Here is a 23,856-nt window from a genome sequence, read left to right as displayed (position 1 = left end):
GTCTTTGGCCTGTCAGGACAGGACTTTTGACGGCAGTTGGCGTTTCCCCGACTTTCCTGCGGTGCTTTCTCGTGAGAGAGTGCGGCGGGTCTTCGCTTACCACCGATGAACTACAATGGAAAATTCAAAGACCTATTCTTTCGAGGAAGCCTATGAGGCCTCTTTGAAGTACTTTGATGGCGATGAGCTGGCCGCCAGAGTCTGGGCGAACAAGTATGCCATGAAAGACAGTTTCGGCAATATCTACGAGAAGTCGCCGGAGGATATGCACTGGCGTATCGCGAACGAGATTGCCCGCATCGAGCGGAAGTATAAGAACCCGCTGAGCGCCCAGGAGGTGTTCGATCTGATCGACCACTTCCGCTATGTCATACCTGCCGGAAGCCCGATGACCGGTATCGGCAACAATTTCCAGGTGGCTTCGCTGAGCAACTGCTTTGTGATAGGGCTCGACGGGAATGCCGATTCCTACGGAGCCATCATGAAGATCGACGAGGAGCAGGTGCAGCTGATGAAGCGGCGAGGCGGCGTAGGCCACGACCTGACCCACATCCGCCCGGCCGGAAGCCCGGTGAACAACTCGGCGCTCACCTCTACGGGCTTGGTTCCCTTCATGGAACGCTACAGCAACTCTACCCGCGAGGTGGCCCAGGACGGGCGTCGCGGAGCCCTGATGCTCTCTGTCAGCATCAAGCATCCTGACAGCGAGGCCTTCATCGACGCGAAGATGACGGAGGGAAAGGTTACCGGCGCCAATGTCAGCGTGAAGATAGACGACGAGTTCATGCGGGCCGCCACCGAGGGAAAGCCCTACACCCAGCAGTTTCCCGTCGACGCGAAGAATCCCAAGGTGCGGAGGGAAATCTCGGCCAGGAACCTCTGGGAGAAGATTGTCCACAACGCATGGAAGAGCGCCGAGCCGGGCGTGCTCTTCTGGGACACCATCCTTCGCGAGAGCATACCCGACTGCTATGCCGACCTGGGATTCCGCACCGTCAGCACGAACCCCTGCGGCGAGATTCCCCTCTGCCCCTACGACAGCTGCCGGCTGATAAGCCTCAATCTCTATAGCTATGTCGTAAACCCGTTCACCAAGGACGCTTACTTCGACTTCGACAAGTTCAGGAAGCATGTGCAGCTTGCCCAGAGGGTGATGGACGACATCGTCGACCTGGAGATGGAGAAGATAGAACTCATCATGGAGAAGATAAAGGTAGACCCCCAGAGCGACGAGGTGAAGCAGACCGAGTATCATCTCTGGGAGAAAATCAAGGACAAGAGCGGCAAGGGACGCCGCACGGGCGTGGGCATTACGGCCGAGGGCGACATGATAGCAGCCATGGGGCTGCGCTACGGAACACAGGAGGCCACCGACTTCTCCGTATCCGTGCACAAGGAGCTGGCCCTGAATGCCTACCGCTCTTCGGTAACGATGGCTCGGGAACGGGGTGCCTTTGCCATCTACGACGCCAAGCGCGAGGCCAGGAATCCGTTCATCCTGCGCATCAAGGAGGCCGACCCGGAGCTTTATAAGGATATGGTGAAGTACGGCCGCAGGAACATTGCCTGCCTGACGATAGCCCCCACGGGCACCACTTCCCTCATGACCCAGACCACCTCGGGCATAGAGCCGGTGTTCATGCCGGTATACAAGCGTCGCCGCAAGGTGAACCCGAACGACACCGATGTGCATGTGGACTATGTAGACGAGGTGGGCGACAGCTTCGAGGAATATATCGTCTATCACCGCAAGTTCCTCGAGTGGATGAATATAAACGGCTACGACGCCACGAAGCGTTACTCCCAGGAGGAGATCGACGAGCTCGTGGCCAAGTCGCCGTATTACAAGGCCACGGCCAATGATGTGGACTGGCTGATGAAAGTGCGCATGCAGGGAGCCATCCAGAAGTGGGTGGATCACAGCATCTCCGTAACCGTAAACCTGCCGAACGATGTCGACGAGGCCTTGGTGAATAAGCTTTATGTCGAGGCGTGGAAGAGCGGGTGCAAGGGTTGCACCATCTATCGCGACGGCAGCCGGTCGGGCGTGATGATCTCCGTGTCGAAGAAAGAGAAGAAGGCCGACGAGAAGGAGCAGGTGAAGGACAACAACATGGAGACGAAGTTCAATTCGCCGTGCGAGGCGCCGGTCGTTACCGAGACCCGTCCCAGGGAATTGGAGTGCGATGTAGTCCGCTTCCAGAACAACAAGGAGAAGTGGGTGGCCTTCGTGGGGCTGCTTGACGGCTATCCCTACGAGATCTTCACGGGTCTCCAGGACGACGACGAGGGCATCGTGTTGCCGAAGACCGTCGTCAAGGGAAAGATCATCAAGCAGACCAACGAGGACGGAACCCATCGCTACGACTTCCAGTTCGAGAACAAGCGGGGCTATAAGACCACCGTCGAGGGCCTCTCCGAGAAGTTCAACCCGGAGTATTGGAACTATGCCAAGCTCATCTCCGGCGTGCTTCGCTACCGCATGCCCATCGACCATGTGATCAAGCTCGTGGGCTCGCTGCAGCTGAAAGACGAGAGCATCAACACCTGGAAGAACGGCGTGGAGCGCGCCCTGAAGAAATATGTGGCCGACGGCACCCAGGCCAAGGGGCAGAAGTGCCCTGTCTGCGGGCATGAGTCGCTCGTCTATCAGGAGGGCTGCCTCATCTGCACCAACTGCGGAGCCAGCCGCTGCGGATAGTCCCGCATCTTCCCTCCGGGGAGGAACGGGGCTGCCGACGGCCCCCAAGACAAACAAGGATATATGGAAATACAATCAACTTACATATATTTGCGTAACCTGCGGTTTCATGCCTTGCACGGCGTGTTGCCGCAGGAACGCGTTACGGGAAACGACTACGAGCTCACCCTCCGCATCGGCTATCCGATGGAGGAGGCGATGCGCTCCGACGCGGTGGCCGACACCCTAAACTATGCCGAGGTGTATGAGCTCGTAGGGGAAGAGATGCTGACTCCGTGCAACCTCATTGAGCATGTGGCCCGCCGCATCTCCGACCGCTTGCTCCGGCAGTATCCCGAGATACGCTCCATCGACCTCTGGATGACCAAGAAGAATCCCCCGATGGGGGCTGACTGTGAGGGAGCCGGGGTGGAAGTACACTTAATAAATGATAAAACGAAGTAGCCGTTGGCGGTTTTCTCGCCGTAAATGGTTACCTTTGCATGGAGGTTAAACAATAATTTCACGGAGCGCAACGGGCAAGGGGCGTCCATACCGTCTCATCCTCCGCATCCTCCGATTACTCTTCGGTATAGCATGGGCAGAAAGAAGGTTTTCTCTTTGGTGGCGTTGATGGCTTTTGCGATGGTGGCGACTGCCGCCAGCCACAAGTTCACGCTGGTGTTGGACGCCGGGCATGGCGGTCATGACACTGGTGCCGTGGGCTCCATCTCCAAGGAGAAGGACCTGACGCTGAAGTATGCGCTGGCTTTCGGACGCCTGATTGAGCGCAAGTGCCCGGATGTGAAGGTGTATTATACCCGCACGGCCGATGTCTTCGTTACGCTTTCGGGGCGTGCGGCCTTTGCCAATATGAAGAAGGCCGATCTCTTCGTCTCCGTCCATATCAATGCGGTGGCCGGCGGCCGGCAGGCCCGGGGGTATCAGACCTATACGCTGGGGCGGAGCCGCCGCAACGGCAACAGCCGTGGTATCGACGAGAATCTGGAAGTGGCCAAGCGGGAGAACGCCGTGATCTTTCTCGAGAAAGACTACAAGAAGACCTACGACGGGCTCGACCTGAACAGTGCGGAGGGCGACATCATGTTCGAGTTTATCCAGGACCAGAACCGCGTGAACAGCACGGATCTGGCCAAGAATCTGCAACAGTATATCTGCGCGGCTACGGGGCGCAGTAACGGCGGTGCCCATCAGGATAACCTCGCGGTGCTCCGCCTCACCTCCATGCCCGGTTGTCTGATGGAGCTGGGCTTCATCTCCACGCCCGACGAGGAGCGGTTCCTGAACTCCGATGCCGCCCTGGCTGCCTACAGCAACGGGTTCTACAATGCCTTCATGAAGTATCGCTCCAAGCACGACAAGACCGTTACCGTGCCGTTCAAGGCCATCGAGACCACCCCTGCCATCCCGCAGGTGGTGCCCGACACCTATAAGAAACCCGAACCGGCAAGTGGCGGAGCTGCAGCTCGCCCCAAGGAGCAGCCCGCCCCCCAGGCGGAGACCCGTCAGGCGGCTGCCGGCGATTCGTCGGCCGGTAACCAGCCGCAGACCAGCCATCCGTCGTCAACGGGAAGCAGCGGCCTCCTCGCCATGCCGGCTGACGCCTCTAAGCCACTCTTCAAGGTTCAGATTATGGCCACGAGCAAGAGGCTCAGGGAGGGCGACGCCCGCTTCAGGACCCTCAAGGGGTGTGAATGTTACGAGGAGGGCAATATGTTCAAGTATACTTACGGGGCTTCCACCGACTATAACGAGATAGCCCGCCTCCGCAGGCAGATTGTCGCGGACTTCCCGCAGGCATTCATCGTAGCCTTCAAGGGAGGGCGGAGGATGGATGTGCAGGAGGCGATACGCGAGTTTAAAACCAACAGATAAGCGATTATGACGAAAGAAATCAAAATAGCCGTCGTGGCCATATTGGGAATCGTGATCCTCTATTTCGGGATGAATTTCCTGAAGGGGAAGTCATTTTTCTCCACGGATCGCGCCTATTACATCAAGTTCAGGAACATCAGCGGGCTGGCGGAGTCTAACCCGATCTATGCCAACGGCTATCAGGTGGGTGTGGTGAAGTCTATCAATTACGACTATGAAGGCAACGACGGCGTAGTCGTCGCCTTCGATGTAGACAATCACCTCCGCATCCCCGAGGGCTCTTCGGCCTCCATCGAGAGCGACCTGATGGGCAATGTGAGGATGAATCTCCTGCTGGCCGACAATCCCCGGCGCATTGAGCCGGGCGACACCATCGTCGGCGAACTGAATGCAGGCCTCATGGGGAAGCTCTCGGCGCTCGTTCCCACGATAGAGCAGATGCTGCCCAAGCTGGATTCCATCCTGGTCAGCGTGAACACCCTGCTGGCCGATCCGGCCATCGCACGGTCGCTCCACAACATCCAGACCACTACTGATAACCTGACCACCTCGACCCGCGAGCTGAATACCCTCATGGCGTCGTTGAACAGAAATGTGCCCGGACTGGTCAGCAAGGCCGACGGGGTGCTTGACAATACGAACCGGCTGACGGCTAACCTCGCGGCAGTCGACATCCAGAAGACCATGGACGAGGTAAACCAGACGCTGGCGAATGTGAAGGCCGTAACGGAGAAAATCAACGGCAAGGAAGGCTCGCTCGGCCTGCTGATGAACGACAGCCGCCTCTACTACGACCTCACGGCGACCGTCAATAGTGCCGACTCCCTGCTCAACAACATCAAGGCGCATCCGAAGCGCTATGTCCACTTCTCCTTGTTCGGCAGGAAGGACAAGTGATGGCCTCCAGATTACGGTCTCCCGCCGATGCAGGCAGACCGGACGACGGGCCCCGGGAAAAAGCTCCCTGCTAAATAGATTTTGTCTAAATAGCAGCTCCCGATGTTTCATGCGCCGTACCGGAGCGGTAAGCCGCTCATTTCATGGTGGATTGCATCGTCGGGGCTTCCTGTTTCACTCTTAAACCATTACACTTTAAGCAATTGTCCGGAAAAACCTATGTATCAGAATCTTACATTTTTGCAACTGCCGTCTTGCGGCCGGAAAGCCCGATTGCGGCTAATCGCTTTGTCTATGGGGGGTTCCGATTTCTATACAAAAAAAGAAAGAAAGCAAAAATTTGCAAGTTCTAAAAAAAATTGCGATATTTGCAGTCTGAAGTCAAAAAAACCAATTACCATCGAAAGGTATATTAATTAAGTATATAGATGAAAGTAAGTCCTGACGCTCGTTGGGAGGAATCTCTTGCGCTCATCCGTGAGAATGTATCCCTGCAACCATATAATACATGGTTCAAGCCGATAGTCTTCGAGAAGTTCGACGACGCCTCGAAGACCATCCTGCTGCAGGTATCCAGTACCTATGTATATGAATACCTGGAGGAGAACTATGTGGACTTGCTGTGCAAAGTGCTGGTGCGCACCTTCGGGGAAGGGGTGAAACTCACTTACCGCGTGGTTACCGACAAGGAGCACAAGCTGTCGCAGGACATCGAGGCAGCCCCCACCGACTCCAGCCTGAAGCCGCGCGTGCAGACGAAGGGAAACGCCGCCCCCTCGCTGCTCGACGCTGCCCAGCCGCAGCAACTGGACCCGCACCTGAACCCTCACCAGACCTTTGAGAACTTCATCGAGGGCGACAGCAACAAGCTGCCGCGCTCCGTAGGGCTCTCCATAGCCGAGCATCCGCAGACGGCACAGTTCAACCCCATGTTCATCTACGGGCCTTCGGGCTGCGGAAAGACCCACCTCATCAATGCGATAGGCGTCAAGGTCAAGCAGCTCTATCCGCAGAAGCGCGTGCTCTACATCAGCGCCAACCTCTTCAAGGTGCAGTTCGTGAACGCCACGCTGCAGAACACGGTGCCCGACTTCATCAGCTTCTATCAAACCATCGATGTGCTCATCGTCGACGATGTGCAGGAGTGGATGACGGCGGAGAAGACCCAGGACACCTTCTTCCACATCTTCAACCACCTCTTCCGCAACGGCAAGCGCATCATCCTGGCAAGCGACCGCCCGCCCGTAGACCTCCAGGGCATGAACGAGCGCATGCTCACGCGGTTCTCCTGCGGGCTGATAGCCGAGCTCGAGAAGCCCAACACCCAGCTCTGCGTCGACATCCTGAACAGCAAGTGCCGCCGCGACGGGCTCAAGATTCCCGCGGAGGTCATCCGCTTCATCGCCGAGACGGCCAACGGGAGCGTGCGCGACCTCGAGGGAGTGGTCAACTCGCTGCTGGCCTACAGCGTGGTCTACAATTGCAACATCGACATGCGGCTGGCCGAGCGGGTCATCCGGCGCGCCGTCAAGGTGGACGACGCCCCCCTCACGGTCGACGACATCCTGGAGAAAGTGTGCACGCATTTCAATGTAACTCCGGCCGCCGTAAACGGCAAGAGCCGCAAGCACGAGGTGGTGGAGGTGCGCCAGCTGGCCATGTACTTCGCCCAGAAATACACCAAGATGCCCACCAGCCGCATCGGCAAGCTCGTGGGAGGGCGCGACCACGCCACCGTCATCCACAGCTGCAACCGCGTGGCCGACCGCCTGAAGGTGGATAAGGACTTCCAGAAGGAGATCCTGAGCATCGAGAACTCATTCAAGTTGAAGCGATAATACAAGCTATAATAACCTTAAACACACAAGGCTGGGAGCTCCGTGAGCTTCCAGCCTTCTTTTTTGCGCCAGCCGCCGTGGCCGCGGGAGCCTGCCGTCTTCCGCCCTTCCTGCATGGGCTCGTGCGGGGGCAGGCCGCTCCCGATGATGTTACAAGCCGTGTGTAATCGTGTTACAAGCGGCGTGTAATCCAGTTACAAGCTGCTTGTAACATTTCCTCCGGCAGTCTCCGACAAGAACGGGGATGGTTTCCGGCAGGAGCTCGGGCGGCTCCGGGGCGGGCGGCCGGCGAAAAGCCCCTCGGGCGGTCGGGGCTGTCAGGAGTTGCGGTTAACTCTCGGGCCGTCTATTCGGGCCGTCTCACCTCCTTGTCGTCAACGGCGATGAAGCCGGCCCTGCGGGCTTTGCCAAGGAGCATCACGGCCTGCTTCTGCGTGCATCCGCACACATCCTTCAGCTTCATGATGAACTTCTGCCTCGGCATGGCCTTCTCTCCGGCCTCGTCGAACACCTTGCCGATGTTGGCCCTGAGGTTTTCCTTGCTGAACTGGATGTAGTGGCGGTGCCGATAGCCGAAGTAGGCGATGCCCATGCATACGACTATGATGACGGCGGCGATTAGGATAGCATTCGTATTCATATATGGTAAATTTAGGTCTTGCGCCGGATTCGGTCGTTGTCCGGACGGCGGGTGCCGGGGCTTGCGGGGCGTGGGTCTGCGCCTCGGGTCGGCTTCCCCGTCCGGGACTCTTGCCTTGCAAATATACATTTTTTTCATTAGAATGAATGAATCTGCGAAGAAAAAAACAGGGAAAAGTGATTTTTTATCGTTTTTTTTGCCGGGCGAATGATATTTTTTCCTAACTTAGCGGGCAGATACCAATTCTTAGCTTAAAATCTTTTATTGACCTTTGGATATGAACGACGCAAAAAATGAACCCTTAGAAGAGGTTGAGGCGCAGGTGCCTCAGGACTCTGTTTTCGACCGCAGGCGCAGGCTTATCGGTGCCGTCAGCGGCCCGGTCTGTGCCCTTTTGGTGTGGTTTACCCCCATCGGGGCCCTGTCGCCGGAGGCGCATAAGCTTCTGGCCATCATGACCTTGGTGTGCCTCTGGTGGATTTGCGAGCCGGTTCCCATCCCGGTAACCTCCCTGATCGGGCCCACCCTCTGTGTATTGCTCGATGTGGTGAAGATGAAGGAGGCCTTCGCGGCCTTTGCCAATCCCACGATCTTCCTCTTCCTGGGCGGCTTCATCATTGCCAAGGGCATGATGGTGAACGGCATCGACAAGCGCATAGCCTATGGCATCATGTCGATGAAGTGGGTGGGCGACAACCCGCGCCGCATCTTCCTGGCCATCGGCCTGGCCTGCATGCTCTGCTCGGGCTGGATCAGCAACACGGCCACGGCGGCCATGATGTTCCCCATCGCCCTCGGCCTGCTCTACGCCATCAAGGATATGATGGCGGCGAAGGGCAAGATCATCGACCTCGCCAATTACAAATATGCCACGGGGCTGATGCTGATGACGGCCTACGCATGCTCCATCGGCGGCGTGCTCACCCCCATCGGCACCCCCCCGAACATCATCATGCTCGGCTTCCTGAGCGAGATGAGCAATATCCATGTGGGCTTCTTCCAGTGGATGGTGTGGGGATTCGTGGCCATGGTCATCTACTTCGTGATTGCCTACATCGTCCTCAGCCGCATGTTCCCGGCCGATGTGAAGCACATCGAGGGTGCCAACGAGTTCATCGCCGAGAAGATCAAGGGGCTCGGCAAGTGGACGCGGGCCCAGAAGAACACGATGTTTGCGTTCCTCGTGGCGGTCGTCCTCTGGATTACCCCGGGCTTCCTGAACATCGCGTTCGGCTCGGACAGCGAGATTCTGAAGGTCTACAACCGCGTGCTTCCCGAAGGTGCCGTCGCCATGATAGGCGCCTTGCTGCTCTTCTTCCTCCCCGTGGACCTGAAGCATAACAAGATGACCATCACCTGGAAACAGGCCGTCGAGGGCGTGGAGTGGGGCACGCTGCTGCTCTTCGGCGGAGGTCTGGCCATGGGCGGAATGATGTACACCACCGGTCTCTCGGGCTGGATAGGCGACCAGATCGTGAGCGGCATGGGCGGAAATCCGTCTGAGCTCCTGCTCATCGCCGTGTTCTGCGTCATGTCGCTGCTGCTCTCGGAGCTCACATCGCATACCGCGGCCACCAACATGATCGGCCCGCTGGCCATCGGCGCGGCGCTCTCGGCAGGGTTCAGCCCGGTTCCCGTGGCCGTCGGCGTGGCCCTCTCGGCTTCGCTCGGATTCATGCTCCCGGTGTCCACGCCGCCGAACGCCATCGTCTACGCGAGCGGTTACATCCCCATCACGAAGATGATCAAGACCGGCGTGTACATCGACTTCATCGGCATAGCCTGCGTTACCATCCCCGTGGCGCTGTTCATCGTCAAGATGGTGATGGGAATTCTATAGGCTTGAGGCGAAATCTCCCTACCGGGCTGCTCATAGAGGGCAGCCCGGTTTTTGTCGAGATGCTGTTCGGGAAGTCAGATATAGTACTCCGCGGAGTCCACGAGGCCGGAGCGAAAGGCGTATTTCGTGGCCTCGTAGGCATTGTTCACCTGCAGCTTGCGGAAGATGTTCTTGCGATGGGTGTTCACGGTGTGGAAGCTGGAAAATCGCTTCTCGGCAATCTCCTTGGTGGTGAGCCCGAGGGCGATGTCCTTCAGGATCTCCGTCTCCGTCGGCGTGAGGGGGCTCTTCTCCCTGCTGATTTCGGCGGCGGGCGCGAGCAGCAGGGTCGATATCTGCGGCGCGACGAACCGCTGGCGGCGCATGCCCAGGCCTATGCATTCTTCTATCTCACGCAGGGAGGAGTCCTTGGAGAGGATGCTGAAGCGGCTGTGGGCAGTCATCAGGGTTCTTATGAACTCTGCGGAAAGGTCGTCGCTGAAGATAATCCAGAACGAGTGGGGAAATCGGTCGTGGAGGATGAGGAGCTCGTCGGTGCCGTTAAGGTCGAAGAGCGTGTAGTCGAGGATGACAAGCATGTCGCCGTGAGCTTTCATCAGGCTTGTCAGTCCGGCCTTGTTATCGGCCTGGAAGTGCCTGTTCCAGCCCTTGCGTCCGAGCAGATAGACGAGTCCGGCCCGCGTGATGTCTTGTTTGTCGGCAATGGTTATGTGCATAGGCTCTTGTTGCAAAGATACATTTTTTTTAATCAAACGGGCACGGAAACGGAGAATTTATTTGCCGGGGCTTTGCGGAAAGGTATTTTTGCCGTATCTTTGCAGTCGCTAAAGAATTTGCTTATGACGAACATTGAAGATTCAGGCGTGCTCCGGCAGACCATCGAGGCGCTGTCCTGCCCCGACTCTCTCAAGGGTCTCTGCCATGAACATTGCGACGGAAGCCCGCTGCCGTCGCAAGAAGCCCTGCAGGAAATCATCGACCTCACGAGGTCGATCCTCTTCCCGGGCTACTACGGCAACTCGGCCATCAACACGCAGACCATGAACTATCACATCGGGGTCTCCGTGGAGCGGCTCCAGCATCTGCTGTCTCACCAGATCCTCGCGGGGCTCTGCTTTCAGGATCGCGAGGAGGGCGAGGAGCTCCGGTCGTCGGCCTCGAAGGCAGCCGACATCGCCACGGACATCATCGCCACGCTGCCCAGGCTCCGCAGCCTGCTGGCTACGGATGTGGAGGCGGCCTACGACGGCGACCCCGCCGCTACCAGCTACAGCGAAATCATAGCCTGCTATCCCGCCCTCAAGGCGCTCACCTGCCATCGTCTGGCCCACGAGCTGGTGCGCCGCGGAGTGCCGCTCATTCCCCGCGTCATCACTGAGATGGCGCATTCCGAGACCGGGATAGACATCCATCCGGCCGCCGAGATAGGCCATCACTTCACGATAGACCACGGCACGGGCGTCGTCGTGGGGGCTACCTGCGTCATCGGCAACCATGTGAAGCTCTATCAGGGTGTAACGCTCGGCGCGCGCAGCTTCCCGCTCGACGACGACGGCAACCCCATCAAGGGCATTCCCCGGCATCCGATACTGGAAGACCGCGTGGTGGTCTATTCCAACGCGACGATTCTGGGGCGCATCACCATCGGCCACGACTCGGTGATTGGAGCCAACATGTGGATTACCGAGGATGTCAGCCCGCAGTCGAAGGTGCTGAAGCGATAGGGCTTCACGCCGCTTGGCGGCAGCCATACGCATGCCGGCAGCCCGATTGGGGTTGCCGGCATGCTGATTAGAGAGGATACTCCTCGAAGGCGAAGAGCGCCGTGGAGAGGTATCGCTCGCCGGTGTCGGGCAGCAGGGCGACGATGCGCTTGCCCTTGTTTTCGGGTCGTTTGGCCAATGTCGCTGCGGCAAAGGCGGCCGCTCCCGACGAGATTCCCACCAGCAAGCCCTCCTGCCGGGCCAGTTGGCGACCCGTGCGGATGGTATCGTCGTTCTCTATGTCAAGCACCTCGTCCACCACCCCGGCATCGTAGGTCTCGGGAATGAATCCCGCCCCGATGCCCTGAATCTTATGCGGGCCGGCGGGCTTGCCGTTGAGCACGGCCGAGGCGGCGGGCTCCACGGCCACGATGCGGATGGCGGGGTTCTTCTCCTTGAGGCGTCTGCCCACGCCGGATACGGTGCCGCCCGTGCCCACGCCGGCCACGAAGATGTCAATCTTGCCGTCGGTCTGCTCCCAGAGCTCGTCGGCCGTGGTCTCATAGTGCCGCCGCGGGTTGGCCGGATTCTCGAATTGCTGGAGGATTATGCTTCCCGGGATGGAGTCGCGCAGCTCTTCCGCCGCCTTGATGGCGCCGCCCATGCCCGCCTTGCCGTCGGTGAGGTGCACCTCGGCTCCATACGCCTTCACGAGGTTCCTGCGCTCCACGCTCATGGTCTCGGGCATCGTGAGGATGAGCCTGTATCCCTTCACGGCTGCCACCCAGGCCAGTCCCACGCCGGTGTTGCCGCTCGTGGGCTCGATGAGGGTCGCCCCGGGCTGGAGCCTGCCCTGCCTCTCGGCATCTTCGATCATGGCCAGCGCGATGCGGTCTTTCACGCTTCCGCCGGGGTTGAACGACTCCACCTTGGCCACGATGGGGGTGTCGAGGCCCTGTGCCCGCGAGTATCTGCCCAGCTCCACGAGGGGCGTGTTTCCTATCAGGTCCGTCAGTTGTCTTGCAATCTTTGTCATAATATGTTTCCTTTCTTTATCTTTATTATGTGTTTGAATCAGTTCTCGACTGCAAAGGTAGGACAAAAATCCAGACCCCGCAATACCACAAGAATGGTATTTTGCATCTCGCGCCATGCTCTTCCTGCCCTTTCTCCTTATTATATATAGGCCTCTTCCGTGTAAAAGGCGGCTAAAAGGCGAGTAGATAGCCGTCAGAAGCCCGCCTTTTAGCCGTTAAAAGCTTTCCTTTTAGCCGTTAAAAGGAATGTGAGAATTTACTTTATTGCAAACAGCTGATAATCAGAATGTTCCGGATTATCTGTAAAGAGGCTCCGTCCGGGTCTGCAGTCGATTCCGTAAAAATGGTATTTTCTTCTGTGTTCTGGTTGCCTTTGCTTCGCGGGGAATGACCTATCTTTGCGGCAGAAACAAATCCAAGAGTATGAAAAAATCGCTCCTGATAGTATTATTTATGGCAATAACATCGATGGCAATGGCACAAACGAAGATTCTGGTTACGGTCGGCGGCAAGTCGTTTACGGCTGCGCTTGCCGACAACTCTACGGCAAGCGCCTTTGAGGCGCTATTACCCCTGACGCTGGATATGGCCGAACTGAACGGCAATGAGAAATACAACTATATGAGCCGGTCGCTTCCCACGAACACAATCCATCCCAATACCATTCAAGAGGGCGACATCATGCTCTATGGCTCGACATGCGTGGTGTTGTTCTATAAGACCTTCTCCACCTCTTATGCCTATAGCTGCATTGGCCGCATAGACAATGCCTCGGGGCTTGCGAGTGCCTTGGGTCGCGGCAGCGCGACGGTCTCTTTCAGCTTGCTGACGACAGGAGTCCCGGCGGCGACGGCAAAGCCTGTTTCCGGAAAGGTCTACAACCTGGAGGGGCAGGAGATGGAACATCCGAGAGAAGGCGTGTATATTGTGGACGGCAAGAAGTGCGTAATCCGATAGCGGCGGCATTCCGGCCGTTGGCAAATCCTCCCGCGGGGTGTGCACGCTGGCCGGTCATTTGGGTGGAAACGGCTAAAAGGCAAGTAGATAGCCGTTAGAAGCCCGCCTTTTAGCCGTTAAAAGCTTTCCTTTTAGCCGTTAGAAGGAATGTCGGAAGCTGTCAGAAGAGTTGGTAGAGAATCCTGATCCGTTTGCTGCGGGACAGCTGTCCGGGATTCGACCCCGGTGCTCCCTCGGGCACTTGTCTGCCCGCTTTCCGATAGTAGGCCTTCCAGTATTCCGTAATCTCCCCCTTGTCGTTATGAAAGCTCATGGGAATGGGCGCGAAGACGGCTGCCCCGCGCTTGTCGCAGTACGACTTCTGGACGAGCTCGCTGCAATAGAGGGCGCTGTCGCCGGGTTCGAAGAAGAAGTCGTAGGGCTTGCCTAAGTATCGCAGGGCATTGCCGAGTGAGGCCGGAATGTCGAGCCCTTTCCGCACTCTTCCTACATACACCTGCTCGTTTCTGCGCTCGTGGCGGGCGATGGTGCTGTCCATGGGCTGCACGATCACGCCCCGGTGGGTGGCCTCGAGGGTGCAGGGCGTGCCGCCGATGCGCACGAAGATGGCCACATGGTCGATTCCCCTGCCCGCGAATCCGCTCGTTACATCCGTGATGGCATTGCCCTTCCCGGGCGCGAAGAAGAGCAGGTCGGCATCTCTGAGGTGCGAGCAGTCGCCCTTGAGGCTGGGCTGTGCCGCCAGTCCCTGCGTGAGGCACAGCGATAAAAGCAATATTCTGATTTTCATTTTCGTTCTTTTTTTGAGTGGTGGGGCTGCCTTGCCTGGTCAGAGCCGCATGTTCACGCCCGCCATCACCCAGCGTCCCGGCTGCTTCAGGCGGCCGAAGTCGGCATAGCGGTGCCCCGTGAGGTTGTTGGCCGCGAGGTAGAGCGTCAGGCGGGGAGCCGTCCATGTGAGCTTGGCATCGAGCACGCTGTAGGGCGCATAGCGGTTCAGGATCTTCTTCCCGGTAGCCTCGTCGATGCCCGTGGCATACTGTCCGTTGCGCTTCTGGTAGCGGTAGTTGAGGTTCAGGCCGAGGGCGCGCCACACTTGCGTCTGCAGATTGGCCACGAACTTATGGCGCAGATACTCCAAGACATACTGGCTCGTGATGCCTTCATAGCGTTTCTGGTCCTGGTTGAGATAGGTATAGGCCAGGTTCAGGGTCTTCAGGCATCGTTGCCCGGGCAGCAGCCGTCCGAGGTCGAGGCGTACATCGGCCTGTGTGCCGAGGGCGTTTATCCGCCCGAAGTTGGTCGTCGTGAGCTCCGGCGACGCTGCCTTCTCGTCGATAATCCAGTCGATGAGGTTGCGGTAGTGGTTGAAGAAGGCGTTTGCCTGCGCCCTGATGCCCGGCGCGCTGTACACGATGCCGATTTCCACGGCGGCGAGCTCCTCGGGCTTGAGGTGCTTGTTGGCGTTATATCCCTTGGAGTTATAGTAGAGTTCGGTAACCGACGGCATGCGGAGCGACGCGTTGTACGACGCATACACTTTCCATCGCTCGCCCAGCCGGTAGCTGGCATCGATGCCGGGATAGAGGCGCATTCCCGCGTCCGACCAGCTGTTCTTCACCGCCGTGAGCCCCATGGAGAGGGTGAAGGCACGGAGGAGGATGTCGTGCTCGAGCGTCAGCTGGAGGTTGGTGCGGTTGATGCCGTGGGTATAGTCGCGGTCGGTGCCGTGGATGTGCTTTGGATGGTCGAGCGGCTCACCGAGGTTTCCGCTCACGAGGTCTTCCTGGCGTATCTCTGCCGACAGGGCCGTGCGGTGCACCTTGTTCCAGTCCATCCAGCTGTTGATGCCCGCCCCCAGCACATCTGTGCGGTGATAGTTGAAGGGATAGGCGTAGGGGTTGTCGTGGAAAAGCTCAAACCGGTCGGTGAAATGGTGCCAGTAGAGCTGCGGGCGCAGGTGCAGCCGTCCTATGGCGGCGTCGCCCTGCAGGGCCAGAAAGGTCTTCGTGGTGCGCTCATACTGTTCGTCGGACGAGGGACTGTAGAAGGTGTTGCTGCCGAAGCCTTTTGTGCTGACGCCCGCCTGCCATCGGATGTCGAAGTCGGCGTGGTCGTAGGTCCCCTGATAGAAGGCCTTCCCGCCGCTGTAGTCCATGTTCAGGCGTCCCGCCTTGCTGCGGCTGTAGCCGTCGCTGCGGGTGTAGGTGCCCGAGAGGGAGTGGTTCCATCGCCGGCGGCCGGAGTAGCTGGTGCGTGCCGTGGCCGAGAGGTAGCCGTAGCTTCCTCCCTCCACGCCGGCCTGGAGACCGGTGTCGTCGTGTCCACGGGTGATGATGTTGATGGCTCCGAGCATCGACGAGGTGCCGTAGACGCGCGCGGCCGGTCCTTCCAGCACCTCTATGCGCTGGATGTCGGACAGGCTGCAAGGGAAGTCGAAGGCGTTATGCCCCGTCTGTGGGTCGTTGATGTTGACCCCGTTCAGAAGGATGGTTATCTGCTCGTAGTTGCCGCCCCGGATGCCGATGTCGGTCTGCGCCCCCACGGGACCTCGCTGCCTGACATCCACTCCTGCCACATACTTGAGCAGATCGTTGATACTTTGCGCTGGCGCAGCGGCAATCTCCTTCTGCGACAGCACGGTTACCATTCTCGCTTGCTGGGTCTTACCCAGCGGCGCTCGTGAAGCCGTGATGCTTACTTCGTCCAATTCGTGCGCCTGACGCAACAGGGTGCTGTCTGCGCCGGCCTTCTCCGTGCGGGTGCTGATGCCGTCGGCCTTGGCATGGGAGAGCGTGGTTACGCTCAGCACGCCGATAATCACTTCCCTGCCGAGGGCAGCGAAGAGTGAATAGCCTTTGTTGGAGAAGCGCTTGAAGACGATGGACGAGCGCTTGTTAAACCGTACTTTGTTCATAACGGGTGCAAAGGTACGGAAAAAAATGCGTTCCGCAAAGGCTTTTTCCTTATCTCTGCCCTATGTGGCCGGATGCCTCAGAAGGAGGCGGTCTGCAGTTCCGACTTTATTTGAGATATACACGAGGAGAGCTTCTTGTAGGTGGTTTCACCTGCGGTCTTCACTCCACTTGTGTATTGGCGCATCAGCGAGGGGTTGACTCCGGCCCGTTTAGCGATTTCAGTAACATTCAGAAAGTTAAAGTAATTGAAGAAAGAGCGCAAGTCATACTTGTATTCAAAGGCAAGATTACTGTATCTCGTATCGTCAGGATGAGCCTGACGGCATTCTTCGACGGCATTCAGGAAGTCCTTCTTCGCCTCTGCTACGGAGGCTCCATCTCCGTCGATGAGGGCGTAGTCGCCGATAGGTTGTTCGCTGTAGCAGGAGTATGTCCCGTCTTCCCCGAACTCAATGGTTACCAATATCCTTTTTGCCATATTCTTATAGTTTATGAGTTGCTTTTATAGTAAGAGCCCTTGTTTTTGTTTCCGCAAACCGGCATTTCAGAAGCAGGCGGTATGTCCAGACGATTATCGTCCCAGCAAGACCTTGTAAATCTTGTTGAGTAGCCCCTTTTTAACCTCATGGCTGCCATGTCGTGGTATCCTTATCTTCACTCCGGAATCAGGGTTTGTCCATTCATCATGTTCTGCTCCATGCTGAGTGAGTATGCATCCTGCTTTTCTCAACTCCTTGTAAAGTTGGCTATACTTCATGATTTTGAAGAGCTCCTTTGTCTTATTGACAATACAAAGGTAGCAAAAACGCTACTTTTATACAAGTGTTTTACCATCTTTTTTATCCTCGTATAAGTTTATTTAACATTTGGTAGCCTTCTGAGAAGCTATGCGGTCATGCGTCATCGTTATCTGATGTTCACATTGTCTACCGCGTAGCGCGACGGGGTCGTGGGCTCGTCGCATCCCGGGAGTGGGGGAGCGGGTTCCTGGTTCGGGGTTTGGCGGTTGGGCAGGTCGCGGTATTCGCCCGTGCGGAGGCTGAGGCGTTCCACCTCCTTCACGGCATGCAGGGCGGGCAGCGACCGCCCCTCGAAGAGCAGCCGGCCGTCGTCGTAGGTGAAGGCGATGTGCCTTGTCGTGCCCGGCTGATAGTGGCCGATGACCTTGCCGCAGGCAATAATCTCGCCGCCGAATAGCCGGAGGCTCACGGCACGGGTGCCATGGCGGTCGGTGAGGTCGATTTCGAAGGGGTCGCTGCCCTCCTGTTCCACCGTCAGGTCGAGGCTCACGCTCACCTTGCGGGCGGCTTCGAACACGCGGATGGCGCGCCCGTAGTCATAGCGGTCGCTGTCGGCGAGGCAGAGCCGATGAGCCTCGTCCACCCACACCGGGCACCAGGCGGGGCGGTAGATGTTCCAGTTGGGAACGGGGGCACCTGCCTCCACGCCGTCGAAGTCATCCCGCACGGGGCCCTGCCAGGTGGTCTTTACGGGCACGGGCACACGGCTCACCCAGATGTCCTCCTTGTTCACGCTGTAAGTGAGCCACATATCCTGCCCGTCGGGACGCTGCTCTCCCTCCGTGATGCCGCGCACATAGCAGGGGCCGAAGTCCTTGTTCTCGCCCATGAAGCGGCGCGGGGGCACCTCGCCGTGCACCACGCCGGCGGAGTCGAAGCTGATGCCGTCGTCGCTCGTTACGGTGATGAGCGGGTAGCGGTAGGGCTGCGTCTCGATGGGGTTGTAGCAGAGGGCGTAGCGGCCGTCGGCGGTGCGCTGTCCCCACTGCTTTCCCCCGGCCATGATGAGCGACGGGCAGCGCACGGGCGTGGTCCAGCTGCGCCCCTCATCGGCCGACAGCGCGGCATACGACCATTTCCAGAGTGCCACCACGCGGCCGTCGCGGCGATGGAAATAAGAGGTGGCCTGCACGGTGTTGATGGAGTCCTTGAGGGCGTAGAAACCGTCGAGGCCCCGGTCTTCGTCAATCCATTGCAGGGTCTTGAGCCTGTCGGCGAGCAGCGATTCCACGGCCTTGCGGAAGCCCTTGTCCTTCGACCGGGTGTAGAAGGGATACGAGGTGTTGCCCTCGTTCCACTTCGTGTGCGACGAATAGCGGATGAAATAGATGGGTCCGAGCGCGCCGTCGCGGTGCACCTCACGGCACATCCGCCCGATGCCGCCCTCCTTGAAGGGGTTGTAGCTGTGCCCCTGAAAGGCCAGGAGGAGCAGCCGGCCGTTGGGGGCGGTATAGAATCCCATGCGCTGATGCTGTATGTAGCCGTAATAGGGCTTGGGAATGGTTACCCCCTCGGGTGCCTTGTATTGCGGGAAGGCCACCTGCGGGCTGCCCCAGCGGCGGCCGTCCTTGGAGACGACGAGGTAGGTCTGCCCCGGCGGCTGCTGCTCGTCGACGGGATTGGAGAGGTATTCCAGATAGAACGAGCCGTTCCAGTAGGTCATGTTGGGCGCGTGGTTGTAGGTCCATCCGTAGCCGTCGGCGTGCTCGGGGTGGGTGCGGTTGGCGCGCATCACTTCTATGTTCTCCGTACCGATGGCATAGCGGAAGCCGCCCTCGTGGAGGCGGGGGTTGCAGATTTCGCCTCCCACATAGGCCACGGGTTCCCGTTCCGTGCCCGTCTGGGCGTATGCGCTGCCTGCGGCGAGCAGGGCGAGCGAGAGTGTCAGCATCTTTTTCATGTCGGTTTGTCGTTAGGTTTCCTGTCGCAAAGATACTAAAAAGAATCGAGAAAGCGGTGCGCCCGGGGGCAGAAGATTTCCTGCGGGGATGTTACACGCCGTGTGTAACGATGTTACAAGCGGCGTGTAATCGTGTTACAAGCGGCGTGTAATCCGATTACACACGGCGTGTAATCCTGTAGATAACGGCTTCCCGTTTTCACGCCAGCCCCTCCGAGGTTTCGTGCCAGCCGTCGTCCTGTCGGAAGTTCCCGGTCCCCATCCTCCCGATACTTATATATTAAACTGCAACTTTCTTGTGTCTTCCGCTTTTTTTTGTGTAACTTTACGGGCAAAAAGACGGCCTGATGACAACACGCAACGAGATACTGCAACGGATGAAGGAGCGCATCCTCATCCTCGACGGGGCTGCGGGCACCTACCTGCGGCACCTGAACCTGGGCGAGGAAGACTTCCGCGGGGAGCGCCTCGGGCACCATCCCGTGAGCCTGAAGGGGTGCTGCGATGTGCTCTGCCTGACGAGGCCGGACATAGTGAGGCAGATGCACGAGGCCTATATCGACGCGGGAGCCGACATCGTGGAGACCAACTCCTTTAATGCCAACCGCCTCTCGCTCGCCGACTACGGGCTGGAAGACCTTGCCTACGAGATTTCGAGGGCTGCGGCGGCCGTCGCGCGGGAGGCCTGCGGGCGGCGCGCTGACAGGCGGGTGTGGGTGGCAGGCTCCATGGGTCCCACCAACCGCAGGGTGTCGGCATCGCCGCATGGCGACGGTAAGGATGGCAGCGGCGTGAGCCTCGGGCAGTTGCGGGCTGCCTACTATGACCAGGCGCGGGGGCTCGTGGACGGCGGTGCCGACCTGATTCTCGTCGAGACCCTCTGCGACCTGCTCCATGCCGAGGCCGCGCTGAAGGCCGTAGGCGACCTCGCGGAGACGCTGGGGCACGAGATTCCCGTGATGTGCAGCGCCACTCTGGACGCTGTCTCCGGCCGCATGCCGTGGGGACCGTCGGTGGAAGAATACTGTGCCGCGCTCGCTCCTGCCGGCCTGTTGGCCATCGGTCTCAACTGCGGGTGCGGCGCGCGGCAGTTGCTGCCCTGGATCCGACGGCTGAGCCGCATGGCCGGCTGCCCCGTGAGCGTGCATCCCAGCGCGGGTTTGCCGAATGTGTCGGGCGGCTACGACGAGACGCCCGAGGGCTTCGCCGCCGTGGCCAGGCAGGCGTTTGAGGAGCGGCTCGTCAACATCTACGGCGGATGCTGCGGCACCACGCCCGAGCATATCCGTGCCGTGGCCAGGCTGGCCGGGCAGTATCGCCCCCGCGAAATCGGGGAGGAATGAACAAACAAACGCTGATATATCATGATAGGAACCATTGTCAATACGGGCTGCATCATCCTCGGAAGCATCGTCGGGGCCGTGCTGCACCGCGGAATCAAGGAGAAATACAAGACCATGCTCTACGATGCGCTGGGATTGGCGAGCCTGGCCATCGGCCTGAACGCCACCGTCAGCCACCTCCCGGAGAGCGAGTATCCGGTGTTGTTCATCGTGTCGTTGGCACTGGGGGGCGTCGTGGGCACGCGCCTCGACATCGACGGCCGCTTCCAGCGCACGGTGAACAGATTCTCCAAGGACGGCGATGGCCGCAACCTGGGTCAGGGTCTGTCGCTCGCCATCCTGCTCTACTGCATCGGACCGCTCTCCATGCTGGGGCCTGTCATCAGCGCGCTCAACGGCGACAACACCTTCCTGTATACCAATGCCACGCTCGACCTCGTGTCGTCTGCCGTCTTCGCCTCCACCTACGGCTTCGGCATGGTGCTGGCCGCGCCGGTGCTCTTCCTCTGGCAGGGCCTGTTCTATCTCGTGGCAACGCTCTCGAGCCACGCCGTCAGCAATGCGCTCATGGCCGAGTTGCTCATCATCGGCGGACTGCTCATCACGGCCTCCGGCCTCTCGCAGCTCAGGCTCAAGGACTGCAAGACGCTCAACCTGCTGCCGGCGCTGCTCGTCCCGATAGCTTGGTTCCTGCTCAAGGCCGCCTTCTGATTTCCCGGGGGGCAGGTTCTCGTCTTGGTTGCTATGCGCATTTTTCCCGCCCGACAGGTGCGATATTCGCAAACATTTTATATATTTGCCGCTATGAGCACAATTATTCATTGCAAGGAACAGGCTTACAGGCTGCTTGTAAAGGCGGTGGAAGTGGCTATCTGCCTGATTCTCATGGTCGGTTGTCAGGGAAAGGCGCCGCAAGCGTCGCACCCCGAGACTGCTGCCAAGGGTAGTAAAAAGGTGGAAACAAAGCGAGTGGAGAGGGGCGATACTGCCGCAGCCGTGGTAAAGGGACGGCCTCTGACCGACTTCGTGCCCAAGGGCTACTCGCTGACGGAGAAACACTTCGGCGACCTCAATGGCGACGGCGTGAACGACTGTGTGCTCATTATCAAGGCTCGGCGCAAGGATGCCTTCGTGTTAGACGAGACGCAGGGGCTCCTGGACCGCAACCGGCGGGGAGTCATGGTGCTCCTCAACAAGGGCGGCCGGTATGAGCCGGTGGTGGAAAACCGCAGCTGTTTCTCGTCGGAGAACGAGGACGGCGGCGTGTATTATGCCCCCATACTGATGGTGGAAATAAGAGACAACAAGCTCTATTTTTTCTACGAGCACGGCCGCTACGGCAACTGGGAGTACTGTTTCCGCAGTCAGGACTCCGACATGGTGCTCATCGGATACGAGTCCTTGTCGGCTCGCGGACCCGTTACGCTCTCCACGACCAGCGTCAACTTCCTCACGCGCGTTAAGAAGACTTCGGTGAATGTGAATGAAGATGCCGAGGAGGAGGGCGACGAGAAGTATGAGACCCAGACCGTCCGCCTGCCTCGGAAGCCGCTGATAAGGCTGTCGGAAGTGAAAGATTTTGACGATCTCTACTTTGATCCTACGGATGATTCCGAGGTTGTCGAGGACGAATGAGCCATGGAAAGGCTGATGTCCCGTCCTCGTCCATGGCGGAGAGGATGCTGCCTGAATTGTCCGTGAAGGCAAGATAAGGCTTCACGATATCGTTTTCCCTGACGATGATGGTGTTGCCGTCAAGATAATAGAACTCTCGGGTCGTTCTATTTTCCGTAATCTTCTCGTATTCCCCGGCATAGACCGTCGTACGGACATCCGTACCATCGCGGGATAATGTGGAATACCATCTTTCTTGGTCTGGTCCGTAGGGTAGCCATATATCTGCCATGTTTTAGCCGTTAAAGTAGAAAAACTTTCTTATACATTTTGTCTGCGATTCGATACCTGTATCTTTCCGATAGATAATCTAATGTGAAGGCGATGATTTATCCGTAGCTCTGTACTCGAAGAGGCGATCATGGAAATCCCTTTTGGTTACAGCTCGTCTGTCATAGAGCTTTTTCGCACGGATTTCTTCCGGCGGAAAGCGTGTCGCTACTTGCCACTTGATGGCATAAATGTAGCAGGTGTCGTTAATATTAAATACATGTGGACTAGCAAATACCGTTGAATCTGGTAGTGCATAGAAGAAATTATCTATGATTACTTTCTCCCCATGTATATAAACCCAAGTTGTATCTTCTTGCACAATTGGCCTCATAGTATCCTCGGGATGTTTACCCCAATACATCCAATTATCAAGAGTATCGGAATCTGTCAGTTCAATAAGAAGAGTATCGTTTGTACAATTTTTTATACAGAATAAAGTTATTCTGTCCACAATACAAGAAGTAAGTGCAAACACGCATGAGATTATGATCGCCAGAAGTAAGATTTTGTTATGTTTCCTTTTAATCATAATTTCCTTTACCTTATATTTCTATCCAATCTGCCTTCCTTATCTCTCATGACAACCCACCTATGGAATAAATTCTTAGTGCGGATTTCATCCCATGAGTAACTTTTAGCGTCGTTCAATGTTATCAAGAAGAAATAGCATGTGTCAGTATTGTGGAATAAGTAGTTTGCATCTATTGAACATGCAGAATCTGGATACACAAAACTATCACGACTAAAATCTGTATGTTTCCACAGAGAAACGCCGGTGGTATCAATACCACTATTGGCCTGGAAATTATAATGTGGGTTTACTTGCCTGTCCACACTATCAATATTATCATAGTGGGATGCACCTATAAATACAGTGTCATGGGTACAATTCTTGAATACAGCAAGAGATTTTGTGTGGATTATGGGTATACAGGAAGATAGTGAACAAATCACTATCGAAATGCAGCCTAATAGATTTCTATTTTTCTTACCTATCATTTTTGTCTTCATATTCAATTTAATTTAAATTAATAGTTGGCTATCACAAAGGAGATGTTAAAATTTGCCGGTATAAATAATTCATTAAATATTATACTACCCTGTAAACAAAAGGAGATAAAAAATTAAAATAGCCACAGCGAGGCTTCCCCAAAAGACATAGAAAGATTTTCTTCCGATTTTATTAACACGCTGCCTGTTTCGCTTTATAATCTCATCATTGCCGACATAGCTCATAGTGAGAAATGCCAGGACGAGAGACATGATAACTATAAAACCGCCTATAGTTTTTGAATGTGCTCTGTCTATTTGAATAATCCACAAGTCCTTTCCGAATATAAATCGTATAGCAAGGAATATATCCGTTAAGACGAAACAATAAAATACAGAAAGAAGTGTTCCTATCCCACTTTCAAATAAGTGTCCAACATTAGCATCGCTTAATTTAGAATTATGTTGCA

General features: G+C 57.2%; 22 protein-coding genes. 11 read left to right on the top strand and 11 right to left on the bottom strand.

Going from position 1 to position 23,856, the window contains the following annotated elements; translation table 11 throughout:
• Window positions 1–115 precede the first annotated feature (115 nt).
• The 5 genes from BM114_RS09385 (at window position 116) to dnaA (ending at window position 7,311) form a co-directional block, all read left to right on the top strand.
• Window positions 116–2,701: an adenosylcobalamin-dependent ribonucleoside-diphosphate reductase gene (locus BM114_RS09385; protein WP_092112780.1), complete on the top strand. Its 2,586-nt coding sequence runs from the start codon at window positions 116–118 to the stop codon at window positions 2,699–2,701.
• A gap of 63 nt (window positions 2,702–2,764) precedes the next feature.
• Window positions 2,765–3,145, top strand: coding sequence for a dihydroneopterin aldolase (gene folB, locus BM114_RS09380; RefSeq protein WP_092112777.1), 381 nt, complete (start codon window positions 2,765–2,767; stop codon window positions 3,143–3,145).
• A gap of 132 nt (window positions 3,146–3,277) precedes the next feature.
• Complete coding sequence (locus BM114_RS09375; protein ID WP_092112775.1) at window positions 3,278–4,576, top strand: N-acetylmuramoyl-L-alanine amidase family protein; 1,299 nt, start codon at window positions 3,278–3,280, stop codon at window positions 4,574–4,576.
• Between the two features lie 6 nt (window positions 4,577–4,582).
• Complete coding sequence (locus tag BM114_RS09370) at window positions 4,583–5,473, top strand: MlaD family protein (protein ID WP_092112772.1); 891 nt, start codon at window positions 4,583–4,585, stop codon at window positions 5,471–5,473.
• A 428-nt stretch (window positions 5,474–5,901) separates the two neighbouring features.
• Entirely contained in the window at window positions 5,902–7,311 is a 1,410-nt protein-coding gene (gene dnaA, locus BM114_RS09365; RefSeq protein ID WP_092112770.1) for a chromosomal replication initiator protein DnaA, read from the top strand.
• Window positions 7,312–7,657: 346 nt separating this feature from the next.
• Here dnaA and BM114_RS09360 read toward each other — a convergent pair whose 3' ends face one another.
• The gene (locus BM114_RS09360; protein ID WP_092112768.1) at window positions 7,658–7,951 is read right to left on the bottom strand and encodes a hypothetical protein; all 294 of its coding nucleotides are present in this window, start codon (window positions 7,949–7,951) and stop codon (window positions 7,658–7,660) included.
• A gap of 277 nt (window positions 7,952–8,228) precedes the next feature.
• On the opposite strand from BM114_RS09360, the gene BM114_RS09355 reads away from it, so the two are divergent.
• The gene (locus tag BM114_RS09355) at window positions 8,229–9,791 is read left to right on the top strand and encodes an SLC13 family permease (RefSeq protein ID WP_092112765.1); all 1,563 of its coding nucleotides are present in this window, start codon (window positions 8,229–8,231) and stop codon (window positions 9,789–9,791) included.
• Window positions 9,792–9,865: 74 nt separating this feature from the next.
• Here BM114_RS09355 and BM114_RS09350 read toward each other — a convergent pair whose 3' ends face one another.
• A complete protein-coding gene (locus BM114_RS09350) occupies window positions 9,866–10,507 on the bottom strand; it encodes a response regulator transcription factor (protein WP_092112763.1) in 642 nt (213 codons plus the stop codon).
• A 123-nt stretch (window positions 10,508–10,630) separates the two neighbouring features.
• Between BM114_RS09350 and BM114_RS09345 the strand changes: the two genes are divergently transcribed.
• Window positions 10,631–11,515: a serine O-acetyltransferase gene (locus tag BM114_RS09345; RefSeq protein ID WP_092112761.1), complete on the top strand. Its 885-nt coding sequence runs from the start codon at window positions 10,631–10,633 to the stop codon at window positions 11,513–11,515.
• Window positions 11,516–11,582: 67 nt separating this feature from the next.
• Here the strand turns inward: BM114_RS09345 and cysK are convergent, their stop codons facing one another.
• The gene (cysK, locus tag BM114_RS09340; RefSeq protein ID WP_092112759.1) at window positions 11,583–12,530 is read right to left on the bottom strand and encodes a cysteine synthase A; all 948 of its coding nucleotides are present in this window, start codon (window positions 12,528–12,530) and stop codon (window positions 11,583–11,585) included.
• A 424-nt stretch (window positions 12,531–12,954) separates the two neighbouring features.
• Between cysK and BM114_RS09335 the strand changes: the two genes are divergently transcribed.
• Complete coding sequence (locus BM114_RS09335; RefSeq protein ID WP_177207086.1) at window positions 12,955–13,488, top strand: cyclophilin-like fold protein; 534 nt, start codon at window positions 12,955–12,957, stop codon at window positions 13,486–13,488.
• A 160-nt stretch (window positions 13,489–13,648) separates the two neighbouring features.
• On the opposite strand, the gene BM114_RS09330 is transcribed toward BM114_RS09335, so the two are convergent.
• The 5 genes from BM114_RS09330 to BM114_RS09310 form a co-directional block, all read right to left on the bottom strand.
• Window positions 13,649–14,278, bottom strand: a complete 630-nt coding sequence (locus BM114_RS09330; protein WP_092112757.1) for a YiiX/YebB-like N1pC/P60 family cysteine hydrolase — start codon at window positions 14,276–14,278, stop codon at window positions 13,649–13,651.
• Between the two features lie 39 nt (window positions 14,279–14,317).
• Window positions 14,318–16,405, bottom strand: coding sequence for a TonB-dependent receptor plug domain-containing protein (locus BM114_RS09325; RefSeq protein ID WP_092112755.1), 2,088 nt, complete (start codon window positions 16,403–16,405; stop codon window positions 14,318–14,320).
• Window positions 16,406–16,482: 77 nt separating this feature from the next.
• A complete protein-coding gene (locus BM114_RS09320) occupies window positions 16,483–16,884 on the bottom strand; it encodes a pilus assembly protein HicB (RefSeq protein ID WP_092112753.1) in 402 nt (133 codons plus the stop codon).
• 93 nt (window positions 16,885–16,977) lie between these two features.
• Window positions 16,978–17,163: a type II toxin-antitoxin system HicA family toxin gene (locus tag BM114_RS09315; protein ID WP_092112751.1), complete on the bottom strand. Its 186-nt coding sequence runs from the start codon at window positions 17,161–17,163 to the stop codon at window positions 16,978–16,980.
• Window positions 17,164–17,312: 149 nt separating this feature from the next.
• Window positions 17,313–19,106, bottom strand: coding sequence for a sialidase/neuraminidase family protein (locus BM114_RS09310; protein ID WP_092112748.1), 1,794 nt, complete (start codon window positions 19,104–19,106; stop codon window positions 17,313–17,315).
• A gap of 347 nt (window positions 19,107–19,453) precedes the next feature.
• Between BM114_RS09310 and BM114_RS09305 the strand changes: the two genes are divergently transcribed.
• From BM114_RS09305 to BM114_RS09295, 3 genes are all read left to right on the top strand, one after another.
• Complete coding sequence (locus BM114_RS09305; RefSeq protein ID WP_092112746.1) at window positions 19,454–20,449, top strand: homocysteine S-methyltransferase family protein; 996 nt, start codon at window positions 19,454–19,456, stop codon at window positions 20,447–20,449.
• A 21-nt stretch (window positions 20,450–20,470) separates the two neighbouring features.
• Window positions 20,471–21,160 (top strand): DUF554 domain-containing protein, encoded by a 690-nt coding sequence (locus tag BM114_RS09300; protein ID WP_092112744.1) that lies wholly within the window; start codon window positions 20,471–20,473, stop codon window positions 21,158–21,160.
• A gap of 93 nt (window positions 21,161–21,253) precedes the next feature.
• Window positions 21,254–22,084: a hypothetical protein gene (locus BM114_RS09295; protein WP_255406480.1), complete on the top strand. Its 831-nt coding sequence runs from the start codon at window positions 21,254–21,256 to the stop codon at window positions 22,082–22,084.
• On the opposite strand, the gene BM114_RS09290 is transcribed toward BM114_RS09295, so the two are convergent.
• From BM114_RS09290 to BM114_RS14530, 3 genes are all read right to left on the bottom strand, one after another.
• Entirely contained in the window at window positions 22,050–22,355 is a 306-nt protein-coding gene (locus BM114_RS09290; RefSeq protein ID WP_143089298.1) for a hypothetical protein, read from the bottom strand. The two genes, BM114_RS09295 and BM114_RS09290, sit on opposite strands and share 35 nt — an antisense overlap.
• A 578-nt stretch (window positions 22,356–22,933) precedes the next feature.
• Window positions 22,934–23,407, bottom strand: a complete 474-nt coding sequence (locus BM114_RS09280) for a hypothetical protein (RefSeq protein WP_255406479.1) — start codon at window positions 23,405–23,407, stop codon at window positions 22,934–22,936.
• Between the two features lie 84 nt (window positions 23,408–23,491).
• Window positions 23,492–23,856, bottom strand: a 365-nt coding sequence (locus BM114_RS14530; protein WP_218151484.1) for a hypothetical protein, incomplete at its 5' end; no start/stop codon positions are given.

Origin of the sequence: Prevotella sp. KH2C16, from assembly GCF_900113305.1 — a bacterium.
Classification (GTDB): domain Bacteria; phylum Bacteroidota; class Bacteroidia; order Bacteroidales; family Bacteroidaceae; genus Prevotella.
Note: the sequence above shows the minus strand (reverse complement) of the source record. Positions and strands in the feature narration are given on the sequence as shown.